The organism is Dactylosporangium sp. McL0621, assembly GCF_049995355.1.
In the GTDB taxonomy this organism is placed as follows: Bacteria; Actinomycetota; Actinomycetes; order Mycobacteriales; family Micromonosporaceae; genus Dactylosporangium.
Genome location: NZ_CP188259.1, coordinates 11,462,570 through 11,478,529, shown reverse-complemented (window position 1 = coordinate 11,478,529; position 15,960 = coordinate 11,462,570). Strand labels below are relative to the sequence as shown.

Sequence of the window (15,960 nt, the reverse complement as noted above, 5' to 3'; positions counted from 1 at the left end):
CGGGGGCTGCCTCACTTGGTGGGGAGTGATCACGGAGCGCGAGTTGGTGTCGTTTCGGCTCTGAGAGCTGATCGCGATCGTGTAACTCGCTGCACATGAGCACGACTGCCCTGTAACGATCTGGATCGCCAAGATCAGGATCGTGAAGAGCGGCCGTGGGAGTCGATTGTGGTGCACGAGCTCACCGACAGGGAAGTGTGTCTGTTGTACCTGCTGTTCCCGCATCTGAACGGACTGGTCCTGGACCAGGTGCGAGACCAGGGCGGCAGTGTGAAGATCGTGGCCCGTACGGGATCGGAGTCGGCGGCCTGCCAGGAGAGCGGGGTCCTCTCCACGCGGGTCCACGACCGGTACCAGCGTCGCTGTGGGATCTGTCAAGCGCGGGACGGCCGGTCCAGGTCGGATACAGGTCCGCCGGTTCATCTGCGACAACACGCTGTGCCAGGTTCGTACGTTCGCCGAGCAGATCGATGGGGTGACCGCCAGGCAGCAACGCCGGACGGTAGGGCTGCGGGCGACGCTGGAGCGGGTCGGCCGGCGAGCAGCAACCGAACGGCCAACGGCGATAGCAGCCGGTTCGGGCGGAGTTCGCCCAACGGTCGCAGAACGCCTGACCTGGCAAGATCGCGTGCGCGCTCATCGGCATGTCAGTGATCCGGGCAGTCACCTGCGTGACATTCCGTAGCGAGCCGCATCGCGGCTACGTATTGACTAGACCTACGACCGCAGCCCGGCCAGGCTTGGTCGAGGTGACCGGTGGGGTCGCTCGCATCGCGGCTGCCCACAGCGGTTTGGTGTGGCTCACTCATGGCGTGCGTCCTGCCGGTCGCCGTGGCGCGGAGAGGCTCCAGAGGGGTCTGCCCTGCTCGACGTAGCGCTGCCCTCCTCGCCGACACCTGGATCGTCGGATCGAGAGGGACGGCATGGCACGCGTCATCATCGGCATGGACCCGCACAAGCGGTCCGCGACCATCGAGATCATCAACGGCCGGGAGAAGGTCCTGGCGCAGGGCCGGTTCGGCACGGACCGCGACGGCTACCAGGCGATGCTCAAGCTGGGCCGGCAGCACAAAGACCGGGTCTGGGCGGTCGAGGGCTGCAATGGCATCGGCCGGCACATCGCTCAGCGTTTGGTCGCCGACGGCGAGACCGTGCTGGACGTGCCCGCGAAACTGTCCGCGCGGGCCAGGCTCTTCGATACCAACCAGTCCCGCAAGACCGATCCCGCCGACGCCCACTGCGTGGCGGTCGCCGCCCTACGCGCGGCCGGGTTGCGGCAGGTCACGGTCGATGACACCACGGTGGCGTTGAAGCTGCTTGTCGATCGCCGTGACGCGCTGGGGCGGGCTCGGACCGAAACACTCAACCGGCTGCACCAGCTGCTGCTCGAGCTCGTGCCCGGCGGGGCGAAGCAGTTCCTGTCCGCGCCGCAGGCCCGTGCCCTGCTCAGCACGGTCCGGCCGCGTGACATCGTCGGTCGCACCCGCCGGCAGCTGGCCTCGGAACTGATCACTGAGGTCGCCGTGATCGACAAGAAGATCAAGGCCGCCAACGCGCAGCTGACCGAGTTGGTTGCCTCGACCGGCAGCACGCTGCAGCAGCTCAACGGCATCGGTCCGTCCGGCGCGGCTCGGCTCCTCGGTGACGTCGGCGACGTCGACCGGTTCGCCAGCCGGGACCATTTCGCGTCCTGGAACGGCACCGCACCCATCGACGCGTCCTCCGGTGACCATCGGCGTCACCGGCTGTCGCGGGCCGGGAACCGGCGCATCAACCGGGTCCTGCACATCATGGCCATCGTCCAGCTCCGCAACGACACCGAAGGCCGTGCCTACTATCGACGCAAACTCGCCGCGGGCAAGAGCCCGATGGAAGCCATGCGCAGCCTCAAACGCCGACTGTCCAATGTGGTCTATCAACAGATGGTCAACGACGCCAAACGGATCCGGACGGGCCCGGGAGGGCAAACGGGAGCGACTCTGCAATCCAGCGCGGCCGGCTCAATCCCGACAGCCAGCACTTCGGACAAGCCACTTCCCGGACCCGCTAGAGCCCACTCTAGAACACCGGCCCTGGCCTTCTCTTGACACAGAGGGGTGCCATGTGCGGATGCTCAGGCCGGTGGATCGTCTCGATAGAGCTGCGCTTTCACGCCTCGGCCGCCCCCGCGCGTCACGACGAGCTCTGGCCGTGGGCGGCTGGGTTCGCCGAACCCAGCCGTGTTCCTGCTGTCGGGCGCGGCGTCGTCCCAGTCGGCGATCGACGCGAAGGGGCCCGGAGCGAGATCGGCCTCAACGTCGTAGGCCTCGCAAACGACCATGGCCGGGTAGAGGCGCGTCTCCTGGGCGACATTGCAGTCGTCCGTCCGGGAAGCCATCACGGCGCCGCAACGCTCGCAGGCGACGCATGGGCTCGATCCCACCAGCGACCAGCAGCCAATGGCGACGAGGTCATGGACGAACCGTGTACCGCGGACGTCGCCGGGCGAGAGCACGAAGGTGCCGACGACCCGGTCACAGCCGTACGCGCGCTCGTCGATCGCATAGGTGCCCGGGTCGAGCAGCGGAGGGTTCACATGATGGTGGTCCAGCAGCGACCAGTGGGGCTGCGCCGGCAGCTCAACCAGCCGGACCGGAACGCTCACCGCGTTCCCGCACGTCGCGCACCGGAACGTTTCCATCGTGGCAGTGTGACGCACAGGCCGGGCGACGGCATCCGAAATCCCCTCATGCAAGGATTCGGCCAAATCTTCCCGGGTGGCGACCGCGGGATCAAACGCTGGCGGGTCGGCTGGGGGCGCTACGATTTCTCACCCTCCGGCGCCGAGGTCGAGACCGGTCGGGTCGAGTCGACCGACAGTGGTCGGCTAACGCTCCGTCGGGGGCGGGCGCAGGTTCGTGTTACTTGCCGGACTCCTGCTCGGCGATCCACGGTGGTGCCTGTTTGGATCGGACCTCGCCGTTCGATCTGAAGTCCGTCAGCCGGAACGCCGGCTGGCCCAGGCGACCCAGGTCAACGAGTCCCAGCGAAGGGCCCGCTGCACTCCTGTCGGTCCTTGATGCCGAGCCGGTCGTCGAAGGTGGCTGGCGCGTTCCGCGCGAGGGCATCAACTGCGGTTACCCGGGGACGCGCAGAGGTTGGTGCTGTCAACAGCATACCGCCGACATCGTCACCGGTCATTCGGTCATTCAGGCCTGTTGACCTGCGGTTTCTTCCGCCTAAACTCGCCGGGCCACCAGGTGTAAGGAGCACAGATGGCCGTTGGCGGGCAGGACACCGTGGGCTACGAACTCGAGACGTGGGCACGCACGATCCTGATTGGATCGCGCGGGCCGAGCCTCTACGAAAAGGTCACGGCATATCGGATCTTGACCCGGTCCGACCACCGCGCCTACCAGGCCCACCTGGCGAAGGCGCTGCTCGACCTCATCTACCAGGGCGGCCGCCATGCCTCGCCGCAGACCCGGCTGGCGTTGCTGGAGGAGGCAGCCGACGCCGCCCGAAACTCGCGACGCGACGATCCACGACGCGGCGAACTTGTCGTGCAGACCCTCGACTCCTACCAGCGCACCCTGTACGAGCTGGGCCGCCGCACTGAAGGGCTCGCGGTCCGCGAGGAAATGGCTACGGCGAACCGCCTCGCGTTCGCGGCCGGGGAACGCGGCTGGGTCGAATGGGGACTGCGTGCCTGGGCACACGGGCTCGCCGAGGAGGGCCGGCACGCCGACGCGGCGGCCGCCCTCACCGAACTCCTCGACGTCACCCTGCGGGAGGACGCCTGGCGCGCCTGCACCTGGGACCGGCTGAGCCTGACCGCCGAACTCGACGCTGCCGGCCACCCAGACACCGCGGTCACGACACTGAGCGCGATCCTCGACGAGGACCGCGCCAAACTGGCCACAGACGAGATATCCCTCAGCGACGTTTTCCACACCCTGATCTGGCAAGCCCTGCTCCTCGACCGCGCGGGCCGCGCCGACGACGCCGACGCGGCCCGCCGCGAGGCACTCGACCTGCTCCGCCGGCTGGCCGCGACCGGAGAACCCAAAGTCTGGAGCGGATATCAGTACACCTACGCCGGCGTGCTACTGGCTGCTCAGGCCCGCCACGCCGAGCCGCACACAACCGGCCAGTCCCAGCCCGCCTTCGGCGTCCACCCCAGCCACTGGTCACCCGACCTGCGGGAGCGCTACTTCGCCGAATCCGGAATCGCCCGGCGCGACGCCCCCGCCTCCGACCGACCCGACACGCTACGCGACAGGGCCCGCCGCGAACCCCGCCTGCCCGAACTCGCCGCGCTGCAACGCCGGCTAGCCATCCGTACCGGCGTGTACTGGCTGTGGCGCCACGGCCACCGCTTCCTCGAACCGGCCCTACCCGCCTTCAACGACAGCGTCGACGCCGCCCGCCGCCTACACGCCCAAACCACCGCAACCGGCCGGCCGTCGCTCATCCACGCTCTGACCGACCGGGCGATGATCCTCACCGCCGGACACCGCTACCCCGACGCCCTCACCGACTACCACGAAGCACTAACCCTGCACTCAACAACCTGACCGACCGGGCAGCCGCGTCGCCGGGCGGCGCCCCGGCTCGCGGCAGATCCGGACGCGTGCGCTGGGTTGGGTGTCACCGCCACGAGTACGGCCGGCGTCATACGGACGAAGGCAGGCGCGGCCCGTCACGAGCGCCCGTCCTGTCGCGCTCCGAACGGACGACTCATGCCCGGCCGGCCGAACTCAAGTTCACTGTCATCCGGCACCACCGGAAGCCCAACACTGCCAAGAGCTGCCCACGGTCGGTGACGATCTTTAGGCCGCCGCCGAGCGCCCGCAGCGGCATGTGCGGAAACCAAGATCGCCCCGCAGACATCTCGTGCTGGTCAACCATGACGGACGGTCGTCCGCGATGGAGGGCTGGTATTGGCGCACGTCCTGCAGCCATCGCAGATCTTGTCGGCCCTGCCATGGCCATGTACATTGCATCCATTCATGACGATGTGATGCCGGACGGATGGTCGCAGCTCACGCGCTGAGCGGCTGCGCGGGGGTTTGCCGCAATGGACCGACTACTGTCAGATGCGCGAGGGAACATGACACACATCAAGAGAAGAATCGTCAACGCGCTGGTCGCAGCTGCCGTGGGTGCGACATCCGTCGTGGCTCTCGCTGTACCGGCTGAGGCAGCCAACCTGGGCTCTGCCTTGACCAGGGACGAAGGGATGCATGTCGGCGACTACATCCAACGTTCCACCGCGTCGGGCCTGGTCCGGCTCACGCTGCAGGGTGACGGCAATCTGGTGCTGTCCCTTATAAACGCGAACACCGGCGCACAGATCAAGGCATGCTGGGGTGCCGCCACGAACCCCCTTGGCAACTACGCCGTCTACCAGGCCGACGGCAACTTCGTCGTATACAGCGGTACCTTCTACGACCCAAACCATCCAAATGGCTACAGGTACGCGCTGTGGGGCAGCAACACCTACGGCCTTCGGGGTGAGACGGTCGACATCAACGCTAACGGCGTGCTCTACGTCGGGTATACGGCAGTAACTCCCGCATGCCGCTTGTAGCTACAGATCTTAAATCGTCAGGTTGATCGATGCTCTGTCGGCGAGTCCGCGTGACAGTGATCGATGATCTCTCGTAGGCCAGAGGGATGAGGTACCTCGACGGTGGTGGCCCGACCGAGCAGGGGCGGGCAACACGAGAGGTGGCGGTCGACTCTGGCGCGCCGCCGCAGGTCATGGACGAGGCCTCCCGTCGACCGCGCGCGCTCGGCGGCAGAAGCGCGCACCTGATCGTGCATCGAAGCATCGCGACGACGCTCATCGCGATCCCTGCGAGGCCGGAACGTCCGCAGCGGGCGGTATCTTGCGCGGTGTGAAGCGGCTGAGGAACGCCACCGTCATCGTCGTCGTTCTCATGATCGGCGGGCTGGTCATGGTGGGCTTCAGCTACCTTTACCTGGCTGCTCACGTGGGTCCCTGGGCCGATGACCACAAGGCTGCGATCTCGGCCTCCAGCCAGCCTTATCTCAAGGAGGACGTCCTGATCGCCGGCATGATCATGGCCGTCGTCACGGGACTGTTTGCCCTCGCCGGGACTATATTGCTGCGGCTGTACCTCCAGGGTGAGCCCAGCGGGTTCAACGGACTGCGTATCACTGTCTCGCTGTGCCTGGCCGCCCAGTTGACATGTGGTTGGTGGGCGTCGGCGCTCGCGTCGTTCGACGCGGTCGACAGCAGCGGAGTGCCCGTCGTGCTCATTGACGATGCGCCGGGATGGCTGCTCGTGCTCGTGCACGGCGGCCCGATCGCGGTCGCGGTGTGTGCGGTCGTCGCCATGGCGCTGCTCCTGCAGCCGAAGGCCAGACACGGTGTCTACGACACCTTGACGCTGCGCCTGATACCTGTCAGCCGTTCGCGCATGCCGCGCCGATGACGTCGTCCGGGCCGATGATCCGCAGCGCCGGATCGCGGCCATGAGCGGATGTCGGCAACGGCTACCGTGATCCGTGGGTTGCACTCGGCGGACGGAGTGAGCGTGAGTTTGCACTACGAGTGGATGTTGACGCTGCGGCTGCGTCCCGATGTGCCGGCAACGTTCCTGGCCGAGTTGCGATTCCACCTCGGCCTCGCGCCTGAACCGCCTGAGGATCGGGAGTTGGAGTACGGCTGGCCGTGCCTGGTCGCGGACCCCGATGATGCACTGCCCGGCGGCAGCGTCCGGTCGCTGATTGAACAACGCCCGTACCTGGACCACGCCGCATCGTACGGGCTGTTTGTGCGGACGTTCGTGCTGGACGACGGTATGTACGAGTTGCTGAGTACGGTTCCTCAATGGTTGGCCGCTGGTCGTTGACCCAGGGATGGATCGGGTGCGCCCGGGAGGAGTTGGAGCTGCAGCCCTGGCTGCACTTCTACGTGCAAGACGGCCAAGCTTATGCCGGCGAGTCCGGTAAGCCAGTCACCGCACTGAACCGGGAGGCTGCCCCGTTTACCCTGCTGCAGACCAGCGACCTTCCCATGGGCAACGACGGCGACGGTGCTGATCACTTGGCCAGGCGTCCCATCTGAACGCTGGCCTGTGCAAGGCGCAAGCTCGGGGCACCCGTGTCTTCCCCCAGGCCACCGGCGCGCGAACGGCGGCAGACATCCGTGCACGCTTGCGGTCCGCTATCTTGGCGGCCCTTGGGTCAGAATGGCGCGTGATTCATCGAGTAGCAGTGAGCGATGTTCAGCTGTTCGATCGTGCCGCGGCGTCGTTCGGCGTGGTGTCGGGCGGGGGGGCAGACGTTCCTGGAGGCTCCGCATGCGCTGGCGTTCGTGGCTCGTCAGTCCGAACAGATCCTGGGATGGTGTTGGGGGGTATCACCTGGCCCGGCCCGATGCCTCCTCGATGCTTTATCTGCATCGGCTGGAGGTGGCGTCTGAACACCGCCGGCAAGGAATCGGTCGGGCGCTGCTGCGAGCATTCATGTCGGCCGGTGCGCAGGCCGGTGCCACCAAGATGTTCTTTACGACAGGCCAGGGCAACGCTCGTGCTCGCGCCCTGTACGAGTCGCTGGGCGGCGGTCTGGCCGCACAAGGTCCCACGGTGAGCTACTGGTTCCAGTTGCATCCCGTTGCGGGCCCCGAAGCCGTTCAGGCAGCTGCGTCTCGGGCGTTGCTGCTGACCGGTGTCGCCGGGGTAGGCAAGTCGACCGTGGCGGACGCGGTCGGGCGAGTGCTGACCGAAGCGGGTCATATCACGGCCGTCGTTGACACGGACATGCTGGCCCAGTTCGGGCCGCCCCGAAGTACAGGCCTTGCGGGTGGACGCTCCTATGACGAGCTCAAGCGCGTCAACCTTGCGTCCGTATGGTCGAACTTCAGGACGGCCGGTGCACGGTTCCTCGTCGCCGCTGCCATCATCGACACCGTGGCCGAGCGCGAACGGTATGCGCAGAGCCTCGCAGGCTGTGACGTCCTTGTGGTCAAGCTGATCGCGGAGGCGGGCACCGTCCGCCGCCGCCTGCGTCAACGAGACACCGGACCGAAGCTCAAACAGCATCTCGACACGCTGGAGCAGCACGGGACCGCACCAACATCAGCCGCTGTCGAGGACTTCACGGTCACGAACGATCGCGCCGCCGACGAGGTCGCCACCAGCATGCTTGTTCGAGCGGGATGGATCGGCCGTGACAACCAACCAACGGGCGGTCGCACACCGCAACAGTGATCACGTGCGCGCTCATCGGCTAAAGTCGTGCGCCAGCACGAGCGATGTCCGGCTACACCGAGTGACGGCCATACGCGCTCGTGAGCACCATCAGCGGCATGACAGCGCACCTGATCTGATGCGATGGGGTTGGCGGGGCGCGAGCGCCGGTCGGTGCTCGTCCGCTCTGGCGGAGCACCATCGTGTTCCGCCTGCGGTCGAGCAGTAGAGCGGGCCGGACTACCCATCGAGGGCGACGTATGGGAGCCGATGGGTCCGTGACGAGGACTGTCCGCCTCAGTCAGGTCGGCGTGCCGGATGACAGGGCCTACAAGTCTGCTCCGGTGGTGAACATCGCGGCCATGGCGGCGAACATCTGGGTGTGTGCTTGTTCGGCTTCGGTGGCCACGAGCCGCCGCAGCGGCCATGGCGCGTGGATGGTCAGCGTTTCCCGGATGGTGGTCCCGTCGCCGGTCGGGATGAACGTCACCTGCCCGACCAGCCGGATTCGCGGCGCCTGACGCGCGAGCGTGGCGATCGGACCGTCGGGTGGCGCGGACATCCGTACCCGGTAGGTAAAGCGGATCCGCAGGCCCGCCACGACCATCCGGTCGGTGACAAGGTAATCGGTGATCGCGGTACCGTCCGCTGCGAGGGCGGTGCCGACCTGGCGCACTGCGACGATCAGCGGGTGGACCCGGCACAGGTTGGTCAGGTCCAGGTACCAGGCGCGGACCACCGCCGGCCGGCCCGGGATGGTGGCGGTGATGACACGAGACACGATGCGCGACATGGCGCCTACACTGCCATCGAGGGCGTGGCGGTGGAACGGTGCAACGACCATCTACTGATGGCGCACCCTCACCGGCTTCTCCGGACGCCGCGCAGGCGCTCCACGAGGACCGAAACCCACGCGGAGTGACCGTGTGCGGTTGGGCCAGCGCGCACGGACAGCGGCATAGTCCGTGCACCCGATCTTGGGCTTGCGCTGCCGCTCTGACTGGCGCATTGCCATCATCAACGGCACCGCCAAGAGGCACGCACGAACGTGAGCTGAGCCGGTAGGCCGGTGAGCGAAAAGAGGAACCGACGAGGGCTACTATCCTCGGTCGTGCCGGCTCGGACGCCAACCGCTGCGGTGGTGCACCTCCGACAGTCCGACGGGAGGACACGATGGGCGTGCCGACCTGGATCGTGAAGCCGCCGAATATGCGTGTCCGCCTGATGGTCGTGGCGATCGGGTGGGTGGTCATCGGTGCCGTCGGGGCATGCGGTTCGGGATTCATGTTCGTGCCGGACTGGCAGGCCGCGCACGGCGGCGGCGTGACCGGCACGTTCACCCTTACCCAACCGCTGAGTTGCGATCGCTACCCGCCGCCGCGGCAGCGGTGCGGCTGGTTTGGAGATTTCCGCAGCGTTGACGGCACGACTGTGCGCCGGGACATGGAGTTGGCCGGAGGGCTGCCGCCGGGTGCCCAGGCGGGCGACACGGTTCCCGCCCGCGACACCGGCAGCCTGACGGCGATCTACCAGAGCAACGACAGCCAGAGTTGGCGGTCGTCGGCCAGTTTTCTCGCCATATTCTCCGCCGCGTTCCTGATCGGGATCATCCTGCTCCAACCGCGGAGGTGGCGAACCCGGTCAGGCAGGCCGCCGCGCCGGGACGCAGTGGCTGACGGCCGCTTAACCGCTGCCGGCCGCAGGCCGGGAACCGGAACTCCCAAACACACCGATCGGATGCATCCGGAGGACGCTGACCGAGGCGCGGCGACCAGCCGAGCGGTCAACCCGGTCGGCCCAGCACCCCCAAGGGACGCGTTCAGCGCAAAGGCAATCAAGCCGCGAGCGCCTCGGCTCCGTTGCGTTAAGCGTTGACAAGGTCGGGGCAGACTTGAGCGGTGAAGTCGTCGATCCACCTACGCCCGTGGCTGCCGCCGAGGTCGGCGTTCGCCGGCTTCAGGTTCCCGCCGGAGGTGATCGTCGTCGCGGTGCGCTGGTATCTGCGGTACAACCTGTCCTACCGGGACGTCGAAGAACTGCTCGTCGAGCGTGGCGTCGAGGTCGACCACGTCACGGTTTACCGGTGGGTGCAGCGGTTCACCCCTCTGCTGGCCGACGCTGCCCGGTTCGGCCGCCACGCGCCGGGCGACAGGTGGCACGTTGACGAGACCTACGTCAAAGTCAACGGCGTCTGGCGCTACGTGTACCGCGCGGTCGACCAGCACGGGCAGGTCATCGACGTGCTCGTCTCGGCCCGCCGTGACGCTGACGCCGCGCGGAGGTTCTTCCGCCGGGCGCTGTCCACGCTGAAAATTACGCTGAGCGAGGTGGTCACCGACGCCGCCGCGGTCTACCCCGCGGTCCTGGACGAGCTGATCCCGTCCGCGTGGCACCACGTCGAGCAGTACGCCAACAATCCGATCGAGGCGGATCACAGCCAACTCAGGCAGCGGTTGAGACCGATGCGCGGGCTACGAACGGACACGACCGCGCGGGTGATCATCGCGGGGCACGCCTTCATGCAGAACCTCCGCCGCGGTCACTACGAATTCGCCGTCGACGCCCCGCCGACAACGCGGGTCGCTATTGCGTTCTCCGAACTCGCCCAAGCGATCTGACCGCAAACCCAGGCACGGGTTCAACATGTCCGCCGGCCCACAACGCAACGGCGCCCGCATTGCAACGGCCGCCGCAGGACATCGCCGGGCTTCGGGAACTGTTGACCGGTCCGACGGTGCTCGACCCGCCGCAGGGTTGTACGCCCCAGTGAGTTTCAGCTTCTCGCCGGTGGAGCCGCTGTCGGCTGGGCATGCGGTGTCCGGGTTCGACTGCGGTTCGCCGGCCCAGTCGGTGTGGCTCGTCGAGCATGCCCTGCAGGCTCATCGGGCTGGACTGTCCCGCGTCTACGTCGTGCGCGACAACGACCATACCGATGGGCGTGTAGTCGGCTACTACGCCCTGGCGGCCGGCAGCGTGGCCCCCGCCGACGCTTCCCCGCGGCTGCGGCAGGGAGCAGGCAGCTGCCACCAGCCGGTGGTGATCCTGACCCGGCTCGGCGTCGATCTCGCGGTCCAAGGGGCAGGCCTGGGCCGAGCCTTGGTGGTCGACGCGCTGCGCCGCTTCGCCGGCGCCGCGGAGGTCATCGGGGTGCGGGCGGTGCTCATCCACTGCGAGACCGAGGCCGCCCGTGACTTCTACCTGCGCCTGGCCAAGTTCGAGGCCAGCCCCACCGACTCCATGCACCTGCTGTTGCTGATGAAGACCTGCGGCGGGCCCTCGACGGGTAGTGGCGCAGCCCAATGCCGTGGGCAAGCCCTGGGACCTGTGGCGGGCTGCACTGCCGAACGCCCAGAAGCTTCGTTGCGTTGAGCGTTGGCGCCCTCAAGTCTGCCTCGATCGTGCCGACGCGCAACGCAACGCAACGGAGCCGGCCGGACCGGGTCGCGGCCCGGCCCTCATGCCTGGATGAACTCCAGCAAGTCGGCGTTGATGGTTTCCGCCTGGGTGGTGGGCATGCCGTGCGGGAAACCGGCGTACGTCTTCAGCGTGCCGTTGTGCAGCAGCGCGGCCGACAGCGGGGCCGAGTCCGCGTACGGCACGATCTGGTCGTCGTCGCCGTGCATTACCAGCACCGGAACGGTGATCTTCTTGAGGTCCCCGGTGAAGTCGGTCTGCGAGAACGCCACGATCCCGTCGTAGTGAGCCTTCGCGCCGCCCATCATGCCCTGCCGCCACCAGTTCTCGATGATCGCCTCGGACGCCTCGACACCAGGCCGGTTGAACCCGTAGAAAGGGCCCTCGGCCAGATCGCGGTAGAGCTGCGACCGGTGCTGCGCCGTCTGGTCCTGGAACCCGTCGAAGACGCTCTTGGGCAGGCCGCCGGGGTTCGCCTCGGTCTGCACCATCAGCGGCGGCACGGCGCTGATGATCGCAGCCTTCGCCACCCGGGACTCGCCGTGGCGGGCGATGTAGTGCACGACCTCGCCGCCGCCGGTCGAGTGCCCGACGTGCACCGCGTCGTGCAGGTCCAGGTGCTCGGTCAACGCCGCCAGGTCGTCGGCATAGTGGTCCATGTCGTGACCGTCGGCGACCTGCGCCGAACGGCCGTGCCCGCGCCGGTCGTGCGCAATGACCCGATAACCGTGCAGCAGGAAGAACATGAGCTGCGCGTCCCAGTCGTCGGCCGACAGCGGCCAGCCGTGACTGAAGACGATCGGCTGACCGGAGCCCCAGTCCTTATAGAAAATTTCCGTGCCGTCCGTTGTGGTAATCGTTGGCATCCATGAACTCCCTAACTTCCAAGCGCGGCGACCCACGCGCACGGCAGGAAGCTAACCCCGATATTCGGTCGCACACGCGATCCGTGAGCGAAAAATTCCTCACCTATTCAGGTGAGGGGGCCACGCAGACGGTGACGTTCACTGATGTCGGTCGTGACCCAGTGGAGTTCGGCGCGGTCTCGTTCGAGGGCACAGGGGCCGGTTCGTTCGGCGTCGACGCCAACACCTGCACCGGCTGGGCACTGACCTGTGGGCAAACCTGCTCGGTCAGCTTGTACTCCAAGCCCACGGTGGTCGGAGGCCTTGTGCCGGGATGCTGCGGGAGGGCCGGGCCGGGTCGAACACGACCGCCGATCACATCACCGTGCTCGACGACGCGCTCACGCAGATCCCCGACGCCCACCGGCACGGCACCCCGATCCTCATCCGGTCGGACTCCGCCGGCTGCACCCAAGGGTTCCTGACCCACATCCGGGCCTTGCGCGAACACGGGATCGACACCCGATTCTCCGTCGGCATCGCGATCACCGAACCGATCCCGGCCGCGATCCGCCGGGCCTCCGACTGGATCCCGGCCCTGGACAGCGATGGAGACCTGCGCGACGGCGCGGAGATCTGCGAGTTCAGCGGCCGGCTCTGTTGCGTTCGCTGTTCGGCATGATCGAGGCAGGCTTGAGCAGTGAAATTTCCAAGCCGCCGACCGTCGTCGCCGCCGCCCCAGTCAGCGTTCGTCGGGTTCCGGTTCCCGCCGGCCTTGATCGTGGTCGCGGGCCGGCTGTACCTGGGCTACGGCCTGTCCTACCGCGACGTCGAGGAACTGCTGATGGTGGGGTAATCGGCAGCTGTGGCCATGTCATGCCGCCAGCGGCCACGACATAGTCGGTTCACCCGCCCTGTTCCATAGACGAAGGGGTGGCGTTCGATGCTGAGCACCGGACGCCACCCGTGACGGGTCGGCGTTACTTGCGGGCGCCGGTAACGGTGAATTCCTGTACGCCGACCTTCCCGCCACTGTTCGTGTTGCGGACGTACAGCCTGATGTTGGTGGTTGCCAAAGAGGCGGGGGGCTTGTAGACCACCGGAGCGGTCGTGTTGATGGCCTGGTAGGGCATGATGTCGATCCAGGCGTTCTGGCTGATACTCCAGCGCTGGACCTTCCAGCCCGTGATCATCCACGTGCAGCAGTTGTCCTGCTGGATCGTGAAGGTGAACGTCCGGTAGTCGGCCCCGAAGTCGAACTGCACCCACGCCTCGCTCTGCGGGGCGCTGGCCTCGCCGGTCATCGTGGTGCCGTCGAACAGCTTGAACAGCGAGGCATCCCAGGTGCTGCGGTTGACCGACAGGGTGGAGGAGTCGGCGAGGTTGTCGACCACCTTGAACCGCAGCGCGTCGTAGGCGGGCTCCAGTCCGGCTTGGTCCATGATGGACGTTGCCTCGGCCGGCCACGCGCCACCGCTGATCACGTGCGGCCCGCCGTCGCCGTCGAAGATGACCCCGCTTGTCGTGCTGTTGGACACGTCGGTGTAGTTGTGCGACGCGTACACCGCCAACGGACTGCGGTAGCGCGGCGACCAGAGAAACTGCCCGCTCTGCGACACGTTGTAGTCCCAGCGGGTCTCGTAGCTCTGGTTGTCGCTGTAGTAGTTCGCCGTCGACGTGTTGAAGTGCACGTAGTTGTGACTAAATACGCTACCCGGCCATGAGCCGAACGTGTAGACGGCGCCGGAGTCGCCGACACCCCAGCCCTTCTTGGACGTGGCGTTGAACACTTCGTTGTAGCTGAACGTCGTGTTCCCCACGCCGTCCACCCCGTCATCAAGCGTGAGCTCGTCCGATTTGCGCTCATGGAAGCCCATGTACGCGGTGTCGTAGATCAGGTTGTGGGTCACGGTCGCGTTGTGGGTGTTCATCAGGCTGATGCCGGTTGCCGGGAAGTAGTCATCACCGGTGTCCGTCACGATGTTGTCGCTAATGACGAGGTTTTTGGTGCGTGCCGCGCTGCCTACGTGCGCGTCCATCCACCGGCCGGCGATGATGCCGGCAGCGGTGAGGTTGTAGAAGACGTTGCCGGTGATGGTGGTGTTCTCGGCGCCGGTGAGGAGTTGCAGACCGCCGTTGCCCATCATTCGGACCGTGTTGTTCGTGAAGGCGATGTCGTTGGTGTTGGTCAGTTTGATCTGGCCAGGCACCTCGCCGCCGTAGCCGTCGTAGTTGGGCTCGGTGAACGGGTCGTCGGCGAACATCGCCTCTGCCTGGGTGCCGCCGATGAACTGGTCGCGAGGCAGCAGCCAGTTGCCGTGCTCGAAGGTGATGCCGTCGAACCCAATGGCCGTCGCCTTCGCCGTGGTGCTGCTACCCGTGACGTTCACCAGCGTCTCGACCACCGGCACGTACGCGCCGGCGGCGTTCACGTCCTCCCCGGGCTGGGGGTAGTAGTAGATCTTGTTGGTCGCGCGGTTGAGGTACCACTCGCCGGGCGCGTCAAGCTCCTCGAACGCATTGAGGAAGTAGTAGGTGTCGTTGTAGTTGAGCGATGAGCCGTCGTCGCGGTTCAACCGTGCCTGGAAGTGCGGTTGTGCGATCTGGACCCGCTTTTCAGTACCGCTGTTGGTGATGTTGACAACTGGGAAGTAGTCAATCTTGAAGCCGATCTTGACGTGGAGCAGCCGCAGGTCGGTGACGTTGGTGTACGCGGGCACGCTCGCCGCTGGAAACTGGATGCCGTCGTAGGAGCGTTCCGGGCGGGCCGGGTTCGCCGGCGGGTTCGGGATCGCAGGGTCGTCCCAGAACGCGTCGCCGATCGCGCCCTTGCCTATCGCCAGTTGGGCGCGCTTGCCGCCGACGTACAACTGCCGGAAGTAGTCCGCGTAGCCGGCAGACTCCGGCACGTCGGCGACGTAGTACGGCTTCCCGCTGACCTGGGCCCAGCCTGTGACAGCCTTGCCGCCGTCGACGATCGGCGTCTCGCCAGGATAGGCCCGGTAGATGACCCTGAACCCGTTCGACCCGGAGTCCGCGTCAGTCAGGTTGAATGTCGCGGTCCGGGTGTACCGGCCGCCGCGCAGGTAGACGACGATGTCGCCGGTCATGTTGCTGTTCAAGCTGTTCTGCCGGATGTAGTCCCGGGCCTTCTCCAACGTGGCCCAAGGGGAAGCGGCCGTGGTGCCGGTGTTGCTGTTGCTTCCGGTTGGCGACACGTAAAACGAGTACTGGGTGGCCGCCTGTGCTATGTCGACCGCCACGAGGCTGGCCAGAGCGGCCGCCCCGGCCACCACAGTGGCCAAAATCTTCGTTCTCCGTCTGGTCATCGTCAGTCTCACCTCTGCCTCTCGGGGGACGGCGCCTAGGCTGCCCGCCGGACCTCGGACCGATCGGCTCTGGACGGCGATAAAGCGGGTTCATCTAGCCGATTGTCTGAATACTCGGTAATAAACTCGCGTCAATTGGATGACTGTCGAGTCTAGCTCTGCGCTGACATA

General features: G+C 66.7%; 15 protein-coding genes and 1 pseudogene. 12 read left to right on the top strand and 4 right to left on the bottom strand.

Annotated elements, in window-relative coordinates:
• Positions 1-923: 923 nt before the first annotated feature.
• A complete protein-coding gene (locus tag ACPPVO_RS54420) occupies positions 924-2,087 on the top strand; it encodes an IS110 family transposase (RefSeq protein ID WP_426505202.1) in 1,164 nt (387 codons plus the stop codon).
• Between the two features lie 26 nt (positions 2,088-2,113).
• Here the strand turns inward: ACPPVO_RS54420 and ACPPVO_RS54415 are convergent, their stop codons facing one another.
• Complete coding sequence (locus ACPPVO_RS54415) at positions 2,114-2,680, bottom strand: hypothetical protein (protein WP_426507392.1); 567 nt, start codon at positions 2,678-2,680, stop codon at positions 2,114-2,116.
• A 574-nt stretch (positions 2,681-3,254) separates the two neighbouring features.
• On the opposite strand from ACPPVO_RS54415, the gene ACPPVO_RS54410 reads away from it, so the two are divergent.
• From ACPPVO_RS54410 to ACPPVO_RS54385, 6 genes are all read left to right on the top strand, one after another.
• Positions 3,255-4,556, top strand: a complete 1,302-nt coding sequence (locus ACPPVO_RS54410) for a hypothetical protein (protein WP_426507390.1) — start codon at positions 3,255-3,257, stop codon at positions 4,554-4,556.
• Between the two features lie 536 nt (positions 4,557-5,092).
• Positions 5,093-5,572: a hypothetical protein gene (locus tag ACPPVO_RS54405; RefSeq protein ID WP_426507388.1), complete on the top strand. Its 480-nt coding sequence runs from the start codon at positions 5,093-5,095 to the stop codon at positions 5,570-5,572.
• A 310-nt stretch (positions 5,573-5,882) separates the two neighbouring features.
• Complete coding sequence (locus ACPPVO_RS54400) at positions 5,883-6,443, top strand: hypothetical protein (RefSeq protein WP_426507387.1); 561 nt, start codon at positions 5,883-5,885, stop codon at positions 6,441-6,443.
• Between the two features lie 102 nt (positions 6,444-6,545).
• Entirely contained in the window at positions 6,546-6,863 is a 318-nt protein-coding gene (locus ACPPVO_RS54395) for a hypothetical protein (protein ID WP_426507386.1), read from the top strand.
• A complete protein-coding gene (locus ACPPVO_RS54390; protein WP_426507385.1) occupies positions 6,842-7,078 on the top strand; it encodes a hypothetical protein in 237 nt (78 codons plus the stop codon). The genes ACPPVO_RS54395 and ACPPVO_RS54390 overlap by 22 nt, the downstream gene beginning before the upstream one ends.
• A 235-nt stretch (positions 7,079-7,313) precedes the next feature.
• Positions 7,314-8,222 carry a GNAT family N-acetyltransferase gene (locus ACPPVO_RS54385; protein ID WP_426507384.1) on the top strand — a complete coding sequence of 303 codons (909 nt, stop codon included), beginning with the start codon at positions 7,314-7,316 and terminating at the stop codon, positions 8,220-8,222.
• A 307-nt stretch (positions 8,223-8,529) separates the two neighbouring features.
• Here ACPPVO_RS54385 and ACPPVO_RS54380 read toward each other — a convergent pair whose 3' ends face one another.
• On the bottom strand, positions 8,530-8,994 hold the full coding sequence (locus ACPPVO_RS54380; protein ID WP_426507383.1) for a hypothetical protein: 465 nt from the start codon (positions 8,992-8,994) through the stop codon (positions 8,530-8,532).
• A gap of 380 nt (positions 8,995-9,374) precedes the next feature.
• Here ACPPVO_RS54380 and ACPPVO_RS54375 point away from each other — a divergent pair, with 380 nt between their 5' ends.
• The 3 genes from ACPPVO_RS54375 (at position 9,375) to ACPPVO_RS54365 (ending at position 11,570) form a co-directional block, all read left to right on the top strand.
• Positions 9,375-10,076: a hypothetical protein gene (locus tag ACPPVO_RS54375; RefSeq protein ID WP_426507381.1), complete on the top strand. Its 702-nt coding sequence runs from the start codon at positions 9,375-9,377 to the stop codon at positions 10,074-10,076.
• Positions 10,077-10,129: 53 nt separating this feature from the next.
• Positions 10,130-10,819, top strand: a complete 690-nt coding sequence (locus ACPPVO_RS54370) for an IS6 family transposase (RefSeq protein WP_426514872.1) — start codon at positions 10,130-10,132, stop codon at positions 10,817-10,819.
• A 148-nt stretch (positions 10,820-10,967) separates the two neighbouring features.
• Entirely contained in the window at positions 10,968-11,570 is a 603-nt protein-coding gene (locus ACPPVO_RS54365) for an N-acetyltransferase (RefSeq protein WP_426507380.1), read from the top strand.
• 86 nt (positions 11,571-11,656) lie between these two features.
• Here ACPPVO_RS54365 and ACPPVO_RS54360 read toward each other — a convergent pair whose 3' ends face one another.
• Entirely contained in the window at positions 11,657-12,481 is an 825-nt protein-coding gene (locus ACPPVO_RS54360; protein ID WP_426507379.1) for an alpha/beta fold hydrolase, read from the bottom strand.
• Between the two features lie 307 nt (positions 12,482-12,788).
• On the opposite strand from ACPPVO_RS54360, the pseudogene ACPPVO_RS54355 reads away from it, so the two are divergent.
• Positions 12,789-13,112 (top strand): annotated as a pseudogene (locus ACPPVO_RS54355) (IS1380 family transposase); the annotation flags it as partial.
• A gap of 48 nt (positions 13,113-13,160) precedes the next feature.
• On the top strand, positions 13,161-13,316 hold the full coding sequence (locus tag ACPPVO_RS54350) for a hypothetical protein (protein ID WP_426514950.1): 156 nt from the start codon (positions 13,161-13,163) through the stop codon (positions 13,314-13,316).
• Between the two features lie 124 nt (positions 13,317-13,440).
• Here the strand turns inward: ACPPVO_RS54350 and ACPPVO_RS54345 are convergent, their stop codons facing one another.
• Positions 13,441-15,756, bottom strand: coding sequence for a right-handed parallel beta-helix repeat-containing protein (locus ACPPVO_RS54345; RefSeq protein WP_426514871.1), 2,316 nt, complete (start codon positions 15,754-15,756; stop codon positions 13,441-13,443).
• Positions 15,757-15,960: the final 204 nt, after the last annotated feature.

Bases quoted from the DNA above. Each gene is read 5' to 3' on its own strand.
- ACPPVO_RS54420 (WP_426505202.1), top strand. From the start codon at position 924: ATGGCACGCGTCATCATCGGCATGGACCCGCACAAGCGGTCCGCGACC.
- ACPPVO_RS54415 (WP_426507392.1), bottom strand. From the start codon at position 2,680: ATGGAAACGTTCCGGTGCGCGACGTGCGGGAACGCGGTGAGCGTTCCG.
- ACPPVO_RS54410 (WP_426507390.1), top strand. From the start codon at position 3,255: ATGGCCGTTGGCGGGCAGGACACCGTGGGCTACGAACTCGAGACGTGG.
- ACPPVO_RS54405 (WP_426507388.1), top strand. From the start codon at position 5,093: ATGACACACATCAAGAGAAGAATCGTCAACGCGCTGGTCGCAGCTGCC.
- ACPPVO_RS54390 (WP_426507385.1), top strand. From the start codon at position 6,842: ATGGTTGGCCGCTGGTCGTTGACCCAGGGATGGATCGGGTGCGCCCGG.
- ACPPVO_RS54385 (WP_426507384.1), top strand. From the start codon at position 7,314: ATGCGCTGGCGTTCGTGGCTCGTCAGTCCGAACAGATCCTGGGATGGT.
- ACPPVO_RS54380 (WP_426507383.1), bottom strand. From the start codon at position 8,994: ATGTCGCGCATCGTGTCTCGTGTCATCACCGCCACCATCCCGGGCCGG.
- ACPPVO_RS54375 (WP_426507381.1), top strand. From the start codon at position 9,375: ATGGGCGTGCCGACCTGGATCGTGAAGCCGCCGAATATGCGTGTCCGC.
- ACPPVO_RS54360 (WP_426507379.1), bottom strand. From the start codon at position 12,481: ATGCCAACGATTACCACAACGGACGGCACGGAAATTTTCTATAAGGAC.